The sequence below is a fragment of the Pandoraea horticolens genome, from assembly GCF_902459555.1.
Taxonomy (GTDB): Bacteria; Pseudomonadota; Gammaproteobacteria; order Burkholderiales; family Burkholderiaceae; genus Pandoraea; species Pandoraea horticolens.
Genome location: NZ_CABPSM010000001.1, coordinates 521,499 through 534,198 on the forward strand (window position 1 = coordinate 521,499; position 12,700 = coordinate 534,198).

Below are 12,700 nucleotides of genomic sequence, written 5' to 3' on the forward strand. Positions count from 1 at the left end.
AGTGAAGCAAACATGGCAAACGAGTCGTGGATGGACGACATTGGCGAGCGTCCGCTCAAATATCTCGCCGAAATTGCCGCGACGGGCGGCGTGCGCATGGCCGCCGAAGCGCTGGGCGTGAATCCGTCCGTGGTCAGCCGGCAGGTCGCCGCACTTGAGCGGCGTCTGCGTTTCCCGTTGATCGAGCGGCGCGGACGCAATGTGAGCGTCACCGAGATCGGTCAGGTGCTCATCGACTACTACCGCGACGGCCAACGCCGTCAGCACGACCTGTCGGCGCGGCTGGAGGAATACCGGCATCTGAAGCGCGGCAGGGTCGCGATCGGGGTCGGGGAAGGTTTCATCGGCCGCCTGATCGCGCAGGCATTGCAACGATTCTCGATGAGCTATCCGGACATTCTGGTCGAGATTCGCTCCGGCCCAACGCCCGCGGTACTCTCGCTCGTGCGCGACGACGTGGTGGATATCGGTCTGTGCGCACGCTCGGCGGACGATCCCGCCATGCGCATACACCCGTTCGCACCGAAAGCCCTTTGCGCCGTGGTCGCCCCTACGCATCGCTTCGCCAGGATGACGAGCGTGCCGCCGTCGGAACTGGTGCACGAGCGGCTCATCTTCATGACCGAGGCGCACGGCGTGCAGCACTTCGTGCACTCGGTGCTCGACACGGCACGTCTGAACGTGACTCCCGCCTATCGCGTCGATCTGTTCAACACAGCGCAAACGCTCGCGGCGGCCGGTCTGGGCGTGGCCTTCATGTCGGCCATTACGGCGCGGCGCGGCATCGAACTCGGCGAGCTGGTGGCCGTGCCCATCGACCACCCGATCGCGATGGGCTTCTCCAGCCAGATGATGACGCGCGTGGGCCGGCGTCTGTCGCCCGCCGCAGATCACCTATGGAAACAACTCGCGCAAAGCCTCGCACACCGCTGATTTGCCCGCGCGGCGTCGCCAGTTGCTGCGGATGGCGTATGATCGGCCCGGTGTTGGATATGCCGGCCTGTTGATGACAACCGACTCGAACCCACCCGCCCACCGGCGACTCCGTGCGCGCTTCGTCGCAATTTCCTGGCGCGATCTCGCCGTATCCTTCGGCCCCGTGGTGCTCATCGCGATTGCGGCCGTCTGGCTCGCGGTATGGCTCGTGAAGCCGGCACCGCCGCGCACCGTCACCCTGAGTGCCGGCCCGGAAGGCAGCTCGTTCTGGAACGCCGCACAGCGCTACAAGACGATACTCGCGCGCGACGGAATCACGCTCAACGTACTCACCTCCGAAGGCTCGCGCCAGAACGTCGAGCGGCTCGCCGACGAAACGCAGAATGTGGACCTCGGACTGGTGCAGGGCGGCGTATCGCAGGGTCTCGATGTCGACGGTCTTGTGTCGCTCGGCAGCGTCTTCTACGCCCCGATCTCCGTGTTCTATCGCGGCGCACGCGTGACCAAGCTGTCGGACCTGACGGGCAAGCGCATCGCCATCGGCCGCGAGGGTAGTGGCGCACGAACGTTGTCGCTCACGCTACTCAAGGCGAACGGCATCGAGCCGGGCGGTGCAACCACGCTCACCGCCTACGACGGACAAGAGGCCGCGCAAGCGCTGATCGACGGCCGTGTGGACGCCACCATGCTCACCGGCGACACCGCCACCGGCCCGACGATGGGCAAGTTGATGCGCACCCCCGGCGTGCATCTGATGGATTTCGCGCAAGCCGATGCGTACACACGCCGCTTCACCTATCTGAATCAATTGACGTTACCGCGCGGGGTCTTCGATCTCGGACGCAATCTCCCGGCGCAACCGGTGCACGTCATCAGCCCGACGGTCGAACTCGTGGCGCGCGACAGCTTGCATCCGGCGCTGTCGGACCTGCTCATCGAAGCCGCCAAGGAAGTGCACGGCAAAGCCAATCTGTTGCAGCGTGCCGGAGAGTTTCCGTCGGCGCAGGCGCATGAATTCCCGATCTCCGACGACGCCGCGCGCTACTACCAGTCGGGCAAGGGTTTCCTGTACCGGCACCTGCCGTTCTGGATCGCGAGCCTCGCCGACCGCATCGTCGTACTGCTCGTGCCGATCATCGTGGTGTTGATTCCGGCATTCCGGCTGGTACCGTCGCTGTATAGCTGGCGCGTGAAATCGCGGTTGTATCGCTGGTACGGGGCGCTCATCGCATTGGAACGCGAAGCGCTGGCCAACGACGCGCACGTCGAGTACCGGAGCCTTCGCCACCGGCTCGATGCCATCGAAGCCGCCGTCAATCGTCTGAAGATTCCGCTCGCCTACGCCGACCAGTTCTACGTGCTGCGCGAGCACATCGGTTTCGTGCGTCAGCGGCTCGACACCATGAATGCAGAATCGAGCGCTGCCGGAGGCGAGGAAAGCGTAGAGGGCGCCTGAGCATCTCAAAGTCATGCTTATGCGATTCATAATCAGCACCAGCTTTTCTTATGAACGGACAAAGCGCAAACTGCTGACAGTCCTGGGCCGGAACACCGGCCCGTCGTGAAATTCAACGTCCTGGTCTGTTCGTATGCCGTCGTCCTCCTCACCTTCCTCCGCTCCCGGTGCACCGCAACGCGCCGGCGTCGAACTGGCGCGCAGCGCATGCACGGTGCGCGCCGTGTGCGACGAGGATCTGCCGGCCATCACGGCCATCTACGCCCATCATGTGCGTACCGGCACCGCATCGTTCGAGGAAGTGCCGCCCGACGAGGCCGAAATGCGCTCCCGTTGCGCGAAGGTGCTCGACGCGGGACTGCCGTATCTCGTCGCCGAACGCGACGGCAAGCTGCTCGGCTATGCGTACGCCACGCATTACCGGCCGCGTTCGGCCTACCGCTTCACGCTGGAAGACTCCGTGTATATCGCCGCCGATACGACCGGGCAGGGCGTGGGTCGCGCGCTGCTGCTCACGCTCATCGCGCGCTGCGAAGGCGGTCCGTGGCGGCAGTTGATTGCCAACGTCGGCGACAGCGGCAATGCGGCGTCGCTCGCCCTGCATACCGCGTGCGGCTTCGTGCAGGCCGGCGTGCTCAAATCCGTCGGCTTCAAGTTCGGCCGCTGGATCGACACCGTGCTCATGCAACGGCCGCTGAGCGCGGGCGACACGACGCTGCCGGCCTGACCCGCCCGCCGCGTTAAAACGGCGAGGCGCGATCCAGTTCCTTGTAGTGGCGGAAGATGCCGGTAGTGTTGAACGGGGTGCGGCGCGACGACTTCAGATACGCTGCGATCCGCGGCACGCGCGCCACGGCGTCATGCGTCGCCTGACAGCGTGGAAACGCCTTGGCGAATCCCGACATCACGCGCGGGAATGCGTAACGCAGGCCCTCGACGACCTGAAACAGCGAAAGGTCGGCATACGACATCGCGCCTTCGGAAAGCCAGCCACCGGCGTACGGATTGTTCGCCAGCACACGTTCGAAGTAACCTAAGAATTTCGGCAGACGGTAGTCGATCAGTTCCGCGGTGCGCTTGCGCGCTTCCATGCGTTGATTGCTGTAGTACAGACGACTCGCGATGGGATGGTGAGCGTCGTGCACTTCGGCCACGAGATCGGCCAACGTCAGTTGCAACTGGTTGACCCAGCGGCGCGCACGGGGCGACTCGCCCACGAGGCCGAGCAACGGCCCGAGATACGCCAGAATGTTTGCCGTCTGCCCGATCAGTTCGTCGCCCACGCGCAGGAAGGGCGGCGCAAAGGGCGGGTCGGTGCACACGGGATCGTCCATCGTGCGCAACAGGCCGTCCATGCCCTGACCGGGCGGCTTGCCCTGCACGATCTCGACATACGACGTGCCGGTAGCCTCGAAGGCGAGGCGGACAAACTCGCCGCGCCCTTGCAGGCCCGGCCAATAGAACAGTTCGAAGGTCATGTACCCCCCTCAGGCTTCAGGAAGCGCCCGGCTGCATCTCCACGCGATTCTTGCCCTGTTGTTTGGCGCGATAGAGCGCCAGATCCGCCGACTCGATCAACGAGGTCGACGCCATGTGAGTGCGCGGGACCAACGCGGCGCCGCCGAGGCTGATCGTCACATGGCGGCCGCTGGCCGAACCCACGTGGGGAATCGCCATCGCGTCGATCTGAGCGCGCACCTTCTCGGCGATGACGGCTGCGCCGTCGCCCGTCGTATTCGGCAGGACCATCACGAACTCCTCGCCACCGAAGCGCGCGGCAAGATCGGCCGGACGCGACGCGGCATCGGCAATCGTGCGGGCAATGCGACGCAGCACGTCGTCACCCGCGATGTGGCCGTACGTGTCGTTATAGATCTTGAAGTTATCGACGTCGATCATCAGCAACGCCATCTCGCGCTGCTCGCGCAACGCGCGACGCCATTCCGCACCGAAGTACTCGTCGAAATAGCGGCGGTTCGCCAACCCGGTGAGGCCATCGGAATGCGTCAGCCGCTGCAACTCCAGATTCGTTTCCAGCAACTGCTGCTGACTCTCGCGCAGCGCACGGTACGCCTCATCGCGCTGAAGCAGGTTCATGTACGAGCGCGAGTGGTAACGAATGCGGGCCACCAGCTCGATGGTGTCGGGCAGCTTCACCAGATAGTCGTTGGCCCCCGCCGCGAAGGCTTCGCGCTTGACCGTCGACTCTTCCTTCGTCGAGAGCACGATGATCGGAATGTCGCGCGTGAGCGGACTGCCGCGATACTGCCGTACCAGCGACAGACCGTCGGTGCCCGGCATCACCAGATCCTGCAGGATCACGGTCGGGCGCGTCTGTTCTGCCACGCGCAGTGCATCTTCGGGATTCGCGCAGTAGTGGAAGTCGATATTCGGCTCGTTGGTCAACGCTCGCCGAATCGCTTCGCCGACCATCGCCTGATCGTCGACGAGCAACACCATCGCCGACGAATCGTTCAGGCTGCTCGCGGCGCCTAGCGTTTGCTCCGCCGGCTTCGGTTGACGTGGGGTCGTGGTCATGATTTACGTCCTGTCATACAGTTCCAAACAACGCCGCCAACTGTGGCGCAATGGTCGGTAGCGCCAGAATCTCCGACGCTGCGCCCGCTTCGGCTGCCGCTTTGGGCATGCCGTACACGGCACTTGTCGCGCGATCCTGTGCAATCGTAATAAAGCCACGCGCACGCATGGCGCCAAGCCCGGACGCGCCATCGCGTCCCATGCCCGTGAGCAGCACACCCACCGCGCTCGAGCGCCAGTTCTCGGCCACGCTTTGCAGGAAAACATCGATGGATGGCCGGTAAACGGCGTCCTTCGGCTCGTCGGTATACACGCAACGGCCGCTCGCCTCGACACGCAGATGACGATTGCCGCCTGCGAGCAGCACCACCCCCGCCGCCGGGCGCTCGCCCGCCTGCGCCAGACGCACGGTAAGCGGTGTTTGCTGATCGAGCCAGGTCGCCATGCCGGGGGTGAACGCATCGTCCACATGCTGTACGACGATCACGCCCGCGGCGAAGTTCGCGGGCAGCCGTCCGAGCAGCGTTGCGAGCGCGGCCGGCCCGCCAGCGGACGCACCGATGGCCACCAGCGCGTCGGTACCCGTAGCGGCGATGGGTGCGATCACGGGTTGCGGCACCCGTGCATCGGCCTGCTGGGCAGCAATGGCGTCGATCTTCGCGAGCAGCGACGACGCCGGGCGCGCCAGATCCGACGCCCCGAGCACCGGCGTGTCGACGGCGTCCACGGCGCCCGCCCCCATCGCGTCGAACACGAGGCTCGCATGATGGCCGACGTCCGAGGTCACGATGAGAATCGGGCAGGGCGTGCGGCGCATGATCTCGCGTGTGGCGGCCACGCCGTCCATCACCGGCATGACAAGATCCATCAGCACGAGATCCGGCGGCGCAGGCGCACACATCGCCACCGCCTGTGCGCCGTCGTGCGCCACCCAGGCCACATCGAATCCCGGGCGTCGCGCGAGCGTGCGGCGCAGCGCTTCGACGGCGACGATCGAATCGTTCACGATCCCGATTTTCATGATCCCGACTCCCCGATGAGATCCACCACGGCACGCAGCAGCGTGTCGTCGTGGAAGCTGCCTTTCGCAAGGTAATAATCCGCGCCCGCGTCGAGTCCGCGCTGGCGATCTTCCTCGCGATCCTTGTATGAAACGATCATGACCGGTACATCGGCAGTGCGCGCGTCGCGCTTGATGAGCGAGACCAGTTCGATGCCGTCCAGGCGCGGCATGTCGACGTCCGTAATCACCATGTCGAAGGTTTCGCTGCGCACGGCATTCCAGCCATCCATGCCGTCGACGGCAACGCTGACGTCGTAGCCGCGCGCGGCGAGCAGTTTGCGCTCGAGTTCGCGCACGGTCAGGGAATCGTCGACGACCAGCACGCGCTTGCGGCTACGCCCGCTCGCCTGTGCGGCTCGCACTGGCAGCCGTTCGAGCGCCCCCATCTCCACGGCCTTCGCAATCGAGCGCACCAGATCGGCCGTATCGATGATGAGCAGCGGCGAGCCGTCTTCGGTGAGCGCACCGGCAGCGATGTTGGGCACCTTGCCCAGCCGCGTATCCAAAGGCTGCACAACGAGCATACGTTCGCCGAGGAATTTGTCGACGGCCAGACCGTAGCGCGCATCGCCCTCGCCGAACACGACCACCGGCTGATCGCCGGCCACCGCAACAGGTTCGCTGCCGCACAACACCTGCTGCGCACTCACCAGCCCGATCTGATTGCCGTCCAGCGTAAAGTGCGGGCGGCCTTCGAGCATGTCGATATTCTCCTGCGGCAGCGCCAGCGTGCGCGACAGACTCGACAGCGGCAGTGCATACGGCTCGCCGTCGATCTCGACAAGCAAACTGCGCACCACCGAAAGCGTCAGCGGCAATTGCAGGACGAACTTCGTGCCGCGCCCCGGCGCATGCTCGATGCGCACCGTGCCGCGCACCAGCGCCGCCATGGCCCGCACCGCATCGAGGCCGACGCCTCGGCCCGAGACATCCGTCACCGTATCGCGCAGTGTGAAGCCGGGCAACATCAGGAATTCGAGCAGTTCGTTGTCGTCGAGCTGCTGCGCGGTGTCTTGTGCAACCAGCCCACGTGCGATGACCGATCGCCGCACGCGCTCGAGATCGATACCTGCGCCGTCGTCGGCCACGCTCACAAGCAGCAGACCCGCGCTGTGCCGCGCACTCAGCGTAATGACACCCTCGGCAGGTTTGCCTGCCGCAGCACGCTCGGCCGGGCTCTCCAGTCCGTGGTCGACGGCGTTACGCAGCAAATGGCCCAATGGCGCTTCGAGCTGATCGAGAATGTCGCGGTCGACTTGCGTGTCCGCACCGCGAATTTCCAGCCGCGCCGGTTTGCCGAGCGCGCGGCCCAGATCGCGCACCATGCGCGCGAATCCGCACAGCCGGTCGTCGAGCGGCCGCATACGGCAAGCGAGCGCTTCGTCGTACAACCGCTGCGACAGTTGCGTCGAGCGCCGGTCGAACTGGTCAAGTTCGCGGATCTGTTCGGCCAGCAACGATCCGCCTACACCGAGTGCACGCCGCAGATCGGCCAGTGCCGCGAGAAGCTGCTGACGATCTTCGTCGGAACGATCTGCCGCTTGCGCGAGCGCCGAGCTTACCCGGTCGAGCGCATCGCCCGCTTCGTGCTGGTGCCGCTTGAGCCGTTGCAGCGATTGTGCGAACGGCTGCGACCAGCGCGAAGCCACCAACGCCTCGCTCGATAGCCGCAATAACCGGTTCAGGCTGTCGGCCGATACGCGCAGCGCGCGCGAGGCGTGGTCCGTGCCTTCATCGTCTTCTCGCGCGCGATATTCGGGGTGCGCGGGGTGCGCGGGGTGAGCGGGCGGGTGGGTATCCCGCGTGTCGTGCGACGCGGGGGTAAGCGGTGGTGCCTCCGCCCCCGCAGGTACCGGCCGGGACTCAACGGATGGCTGCGCCGTCTCCATGCCATAGCTGGCGTAATCGAACGCCGTGGGCGCATGTGAGGTGGCAGCTTCCGGCGTCGCGCCGCTCGTCAACGTGGCGAGTTGTTCGGTGAGCACGGAAACGAAGGTGTCGATCTCGGCCTTGCCTGCGCCTTGCGTCCAGCCCGCGTAGCGGCCCGGTGGATGCGCCAGCCGCATGAGCAGATCCACGCCCTGCAGCAGGCGGTCGATGATCGCCACGTCAAGAACCAGCGCGCCGCGTTGCGCCGCCACGAAGGCGTCTTCGAGCACGTGCGCGAGCGAGACGCCGGCCTCGATGCCAACGATACGCGCCGCGCCTTTGAGCGAGTGCGCCGCGCGCATGCAGACTTCAAGGCGCGACGCATCGGCCGGTGTTCGCTCCAGCGCCAACAGCCCGTCGCCAAGGACTTGCGCCTGCGCCTCCGTCTCCATACGGAACAGGTCGAGCAATGTGGCGTTCTGCAGATCGTCGCTCATGCGAGACTCCGGTCGAACGCCGCGCCCACGCGCAACGGATCGAGTACGCCAACGACATGTTCGCGCCAGCGCAGCACCGCGACGGCGAAACCATCGGTCGCACCCAGCGTCGTAGCAGGCACCGCCCCCATTGCCGTTTTGGCCGGTGTGACGGTGCCGTGGACTTCCGTCACGGGAAACACACTCAGATGGTGACCATGACGCAGCGCCAGCAGACGCGACGCCCCCGTGCGCAAGGGACTCGAGGGTGTGGCCCGAGCTTGCGGTGCGGGTAGCACGCCGAGCAGTTCCTCCAGCGACAGGCACGGCACCAGCGCGCCGCGCAAGTTGACCAGTCCAAGCAGCGCTCGCTGGCGATGCCCCGGCACCGAATGCCAGGCACGCATCGGCGCCACCTCTTCGATGGTCGAGACGGGTAACGCCAGCCATTCGTCGGCCACACGGAACAGCAGCAGCGACGGGCCGCGCGCCACTTCGTCCTCGCCGGGAACGGCGCGCCAGGGCGATGGGTCGACGGGCACGACCGGCAACCGGTCGAGCAACTCTGCCGCCTGCCGATGCAAGGCATGCGTGTCGGCGTTCAGCCTGAGATTCGGGTTGCGCTCCCCGGAGGTGAGACCGGTCTCACGCGCGATTTCGCGATTTGTCATCGATGTCGAGTCCCGTCGCGATGCGCGTGGTCATGAGGTTCGGTGGCCGAGGGACCAGCCGTGCCCGCCGCGCCTGCCGAGCGTTGTGTGCGTTCGGCGCGTTCGAGCAGTCGTTTGGCGCCGGCAGTGTCGCCTCGCGCATCGAGCTGCGCAGCGCAATGCACGAGCGCTTCGTAATGTGCCGGATCGAGATACAGCGCACGACGGTAATGAATGAGCGCCCCCTGCGCGTCGCCGCGCGCGTCTTCGACCAGTCCGAGCAAATATTCTGCCTGCGCATTGGCACGATCCGTCGCGAGCACGTGTCGACACAACGCCACCGCGCGGACGAAATCGCCGGCGTCGGCAGCAACGCGCGCCTGCTCGAGTTGTTCGCGAATATCGGCAGAGGCGGCGGCGCGCGGCGCAACGGACGGGGTCACCGGTGGCGTTGGCGGCAACGGCACGAATGCGCGTGCGGGGCCGGCGTGCGCCACATGAATCGCCGGCGTGCGCCGTTGCGCAACCGCATCGACGGGACTCACCGGCAGTGTCGTGTTGAACGAGTCGAGTGTCTCAGCAATAGGGAATACGCCAGCGGGCGAGGGCGCCATATCGCTTACGGGCCCGGTCGCACGGAACGAAAACGCCTGTGCGTGGCCGGTCGACGTCATCCCGTTGCTGGTCAGCGTGCCGCCTTCGGCCGGTCCGGCGAAGAGCGTCGCGCCCAGGCGCATGAGACGCAAGAGCGCGGCAATCGCGCGGCACTGTCCCTCGCGGTCGAAGTAGATCAGCACGTTACGGAAGAACACAAAGTCGAACGTGCCAAGCCGATCGACGAGCGACGCATCGAACAGATTGCCTGAATGCCAGCGCACCTGGGTACGCAGCGCGTCGACGACGCGAAAGTTGTCGTCTTCCTTCGTGAAATAGCGTTCGCGAAACTGCATCGATGCGGGCGGCCCGCGAAACGAGTTGCGGCCGTATAACCCCTCGCGGGCCACGGCGAGCGCACGCTCGCTGATGTCGAGCGCGTCGACGGTGAATTCGTTCGCGGCGAAGCCCACGTCCAGCATCGTCATGGCGATGGAATACGGCTCCTCACCGGTAGCGCAGGGCAGACTCAGCAGTCGTAATGCCTGCGCCTCGCGCATCGTCCCGCTTCGCGCATTGCGTTCGTCGCGCGCCATTTGCGCCAGCGCCGTGAAGGCGTCGCGGTGACGGAAGAACCAGGTCTCGGGCACCACCACCGCTTCGATCAGCGCCTGAAGCTCCTGCGGCGATTGCTGCAATCGCTGCCAGTACTGCGAATAGGAGGACGCATCGTGCAAGTCATGCAGGTCGGGCGACAACGCGGCGAGCCGGGCGTGCACGGCGCGCGAGATGGCATTCGCCCCGAGCGTTTGTGCGTCGAGGCCCATGGTGTCGCGCAGCAGACGTTCGATGCTTCGCACGTGGCTCATGACGACGCCTCCGGCGCTTCGGCCAAGGCATCGCGCGACGCATCGAACAGCAGCGCGCGCACCTCGTCGGTGAGCAGTTGATCGACGCGCACCCACTGCACGAGTCCTTCATCGGTATCGAGCACCGGGCCGAGATAGCGGCCTTCGGGTAAATCGACGCCGCTTGCCTGGAAGGCTGAAGCGTCGGCACGCAGCATATCGGTCGCGCGTTCGGCGAGGATGCCGAGGCGACGCGCGTTGGGGCCGGGTTCCGGGTAATGCACGAGTACCAGACGCGTCGACCGGCGCTCGGGCGCCCCCGCGCCGGTGGCGAGCCTCGTCAGATCGATGACGGGCACCGACTCGCCGCGATAGCTGAACGCCCCCGCCACCCAGGCCGGTGCGGCGGGCATGCGCTTGAGCGCGAGCCACGGCAGCACCTCGGCCACATGGTTGGCTTCGATGACGTAATGATCGGTCGCGATGGCGAAACGCAGGAACAACATGGCGATGTCCGCGAATGACGAAGAGGGCGTTACTTCACACCAGACCCGAGGGCGGCAGAGCCAGTACCTTGAAGCGCGACACGCCGCTCTTGAGGCCGTTGGCGACGTGATTGAGTTCTTCGATGGCCTGGCTCGACTGTTGCAGCGATTCGGCCGTCTGCTGTGCCGCCTCGGAGAGTTGCACCAGCGCCTGATTAATCTGTTCGGCACCGGTGGCCTGCGCCTGCATGCCCTCGCTGACCACCTGGAAGCGCGGCGGCAGCGTCTGCACCTGCGCAATGATTTGTGCGAGCTGATCGCCGACCTGACGCATCTCGTCCATGCCGCGCCGCACTTCCTCGGCGAACTTGTCCATGCCCATCACGCCCGCCGACACCGCCGACTGGATCTCCTTGATCATCTGCTCGATGTCGTAGGTGGCGACAGCCGTCTGGTCGGCCAGACGCCGGATCTCGGTGGCTACCACGGCAAAACCACGTCCGTACTCACCTGCCTTCTCGGCCTCGATGGCCGCGTTGAGCGAGAGCAGGTTGGTCTGGTCGGCGACCTTCGTGATCGTGGTGACGACCTGATTGATGTTGCCCGCCTTCTCGTTGAGGATGCCCAGCTTGCCGTTGACCGAACCCGCCGCTTCCATCACATGACGCATGGCGTCTTCCATGCGCGTGAGGCCGACGTGGCCGGTGCCCGCGAGCGACGCTGCCTGGTTGGCCACCCCCGCCACTTCGGTCATGGTGTGCGCCAGATCGCGCGACGTGGCGAAGATCTCGCGCGATGTCGCACCGATCTCCGTCGTGGTCGCCGCCGTTTCCGACGCCGTGGCCTGCTGCTGACGCGACGTGGCGGCAATCTCGGTCACCGACGTCGTCACCTGTAATGCCGACTTCTGCGCCTGCCCGACGAGCCCCGTCAGTTCATCCGTCATCCGGTTGAAACCGGACTCCAATGCGCCGAATTCGTCACGGCGCGCCAGATCGAGACGCTTGGTCAGATCGCCCGAGCGCATGATCTCCAGAATCTGCATCACACTTGCGAGCGGCACGCTGATCGCCCGGAACAGCAACCAACCGCACAACACCGCGCACCCCAGCGCCACGGCCAGCGTGATGAGCAATGTCGCCTTGGCCGCCGTCACCGCCTCGGCAATGTTGCGTGTCGACTCGTCGGCAAAGGTCTTGTTGGTGTCGACCAAGCGCTGGATCGCGGAGCGACCGCGGCCCCATTCGGGGAAGAGCTGATCCGATAGCATCGCGCGCGCAGCGGGCATCTGGCCGTCGCTCACCAGCTTGAGCACCTGACTGCTGACGCGGCCGTATTGCTGGCGCACACCGCGCACCTCGTCGTACTGCATGCGATCGATAGGGCGGTTGACGGTGGTGCCGTAGTCCTTGATCCAGCCGTCGATCCTCGTGTCCACAGTACGAAGAGCGTCGAGATCGATCGCGCGGGTCTTGTCGTTCTCGTCGATGACCACGACTTGCTGGAGCAACTGATAGCTCTCGAACCAAGCGCCGCGCAGCATCGTGCTGTAGTACAACCCAGGCGTGGAGTCGGTCTCCACGCTGTTCGCCTCCTGCTCGATGGCAGCCAGCCGGGTATAGGCGACACCCGCCATAAGGGCCATCAGGGCAAGGATCAGGCCAAAACTGGCCAGAATGCGATGTCGGATCGACCAGTGTTTCACGCCGCGCTCCCGTTCGTTGTTCACGCCCGGTGCCGGGGGAGGGCGACGCGGGCCTCATTGAGGTTACGCCGATTCTATTA

11 protein-coding genes are annotated in these 12,700 nt (G+C 65.6%); 3 read left to right on the forward strand and 8 right to left on the reverse strand.

All coding sequences use genetic code 11. From position 1 onward, the window contains the following. Positions 1-12 precede the first annotated feature (12 nt). The 3 genes from PHO31112_RS02425 to PHO31112_RS02435 all read left to right on the forward strand — a co-directional run bounded on the left by PHO31112_RS02425 (position 13) and on the right by PHO31112_RS02435 (position 3,119). Positions 13-933 carry a LysR family transcriptional regulator gene (locus tag PHO31112_RS02425; protein ID WP_150619010.1) on the forward strand — a complete coding sequence of 307 codons (921 nt, stop codon included), beginning with the start codon at positions 13-15 and terminating at the stop codon, positions 931-933. A gap of 73 nt (positions 934-1,006) precedes the next feature. Further along, positions 1,007-2,392 (forward strand): TAXI family TRAP transporter solute-binding subunit, encoded by a 1,386-nt coding sequence (locus PHO31112_RS02430; protein ID WP_150619011.1) that lies wholly within the window; start codon positions 1,007-1,009, stop codon positions 2,390-2,392. Between the two features lie 133 nt (positions 2,393-2,525). Then, the gene (locus PHO31112_RS02435; protein ID WP_150619012.1) at positions 2,526-3,119 is read left to right on the forward strand and encodes a GNAT family N-acetyltransferase; all 594 of its coding nucleotides are present in this window, start codon (positions 2,526-2,528) and stop codon (positions 3,117-3,119) included. Between the two features lie 13 nt (positions 3,120-3,132). Here PHO31112_RS02435 and PHO31112_RS02440 read toward each other — a convergent pair whose 3' ends face one another. From PHO31112_RS02440 to PHO31112_RS02475, 8 genes are read right to left on the reverse strand one after another with little or no spacing between them, the layout of a single operon-like run. Continuing rightward, positions 3,133-3,870 (reverse strand): glutathione S-transferase, encoded by a 738-nt coding sequence (locus PHO31112_RS02440; protein WP_150619013.1) that lies wholly within the window; start codon positions 3,868-3,870, stop codon positions 3,133-3,135. A 16-nt stretch (positions 3,871-3,886) separates the two neighbouring features. Then, positions 3,887-4,930: a diguanylate cyclase gene (locus PHO31112_RS02445; RefSeq protein WP_425495146.1), complete on the reverse strand. Its 1,044-nt coding sequence runs from the start codon at positions 4,928-4,930 to the stop codon at positions 3,887-3,889. A gap of 13 nt (positions 4,931-4,943) precedes the next feature. Then, entirely contained in the window at positions 4,944-5,951 is a 1,008-nt protein-coding gene (cheB, locus tag PHO31112_RS02450; protein WP_150619014.1) for a chemotaxis response regulator protein-glutamate methylesterase, read from the reverse strand. Further along, positions 5,948-8,359, reverse strand: a complete 2,412-nt coding sequence (locus tag PHO31112_RS02455; RefSeq protein WP_150619015.1) for a hybrid sensor histidine kinase/response regulator — start codon at positions 8,357-8,359, stop codon at positions 5,948-5,950. Before PHO31112_RS02455 ends, cheB begins: the two co-directional genes overlap by 4 nt. Further along, a complete protein-coding gene (locus PHO31112_RS02460) occupies positions 8,356-9,009 on the reverse strand; it encodes a chemotaxis protein CheW (protein WP_150619016.1) in 654 nt (217 codons plus the stop codon). Before PHO31112_RS02460 ends, PHO31112_RS02455 begins: the two co-directional genes overlap by 4 nt. Continuing rightward, entirely contained in the window at positions 9,006-10,451 is a 1,446-nt protein-coding gene (locus PHO31112_RS02465; RefSeq protein WP_150619017.1) for a CheR family methyltransferase, read from the reverse strand. The genes PHO31112_RS02460 and PHO31112_RS02465 overlap by 4 nt, the downstream gene beginning before the upstream one ends. Continuing rightward, entirely contained in the window at positions 10,448-10,936 is a 489-nt protein-coding gene (locus PHO31112_RS02470; protein ID WP_150619018.1) for a chemotaxis protein CheW, read from the reverse strand. Before PHO31112_RS02470 ends, PHO31112_RS02465 begins: the two co-directional genes overlap by 4 nt. A gap of 34 nt (positions 10,937-10,970) precedes the next feature. Continuing rightward, positions 10,971-12,644: a methyl-accepting chemotaxis protein gene (locus PHO31112_RS02475; protein ID WP_425495147.1), complete on the reverse strand. Its 1,674-nt coding sequence runs from the start codon at positions 12,642-12,644 to the stop codon at positions 10,971-10,973. Positions 12,645-12,700 lie beyond the last annotated feature (56 nt).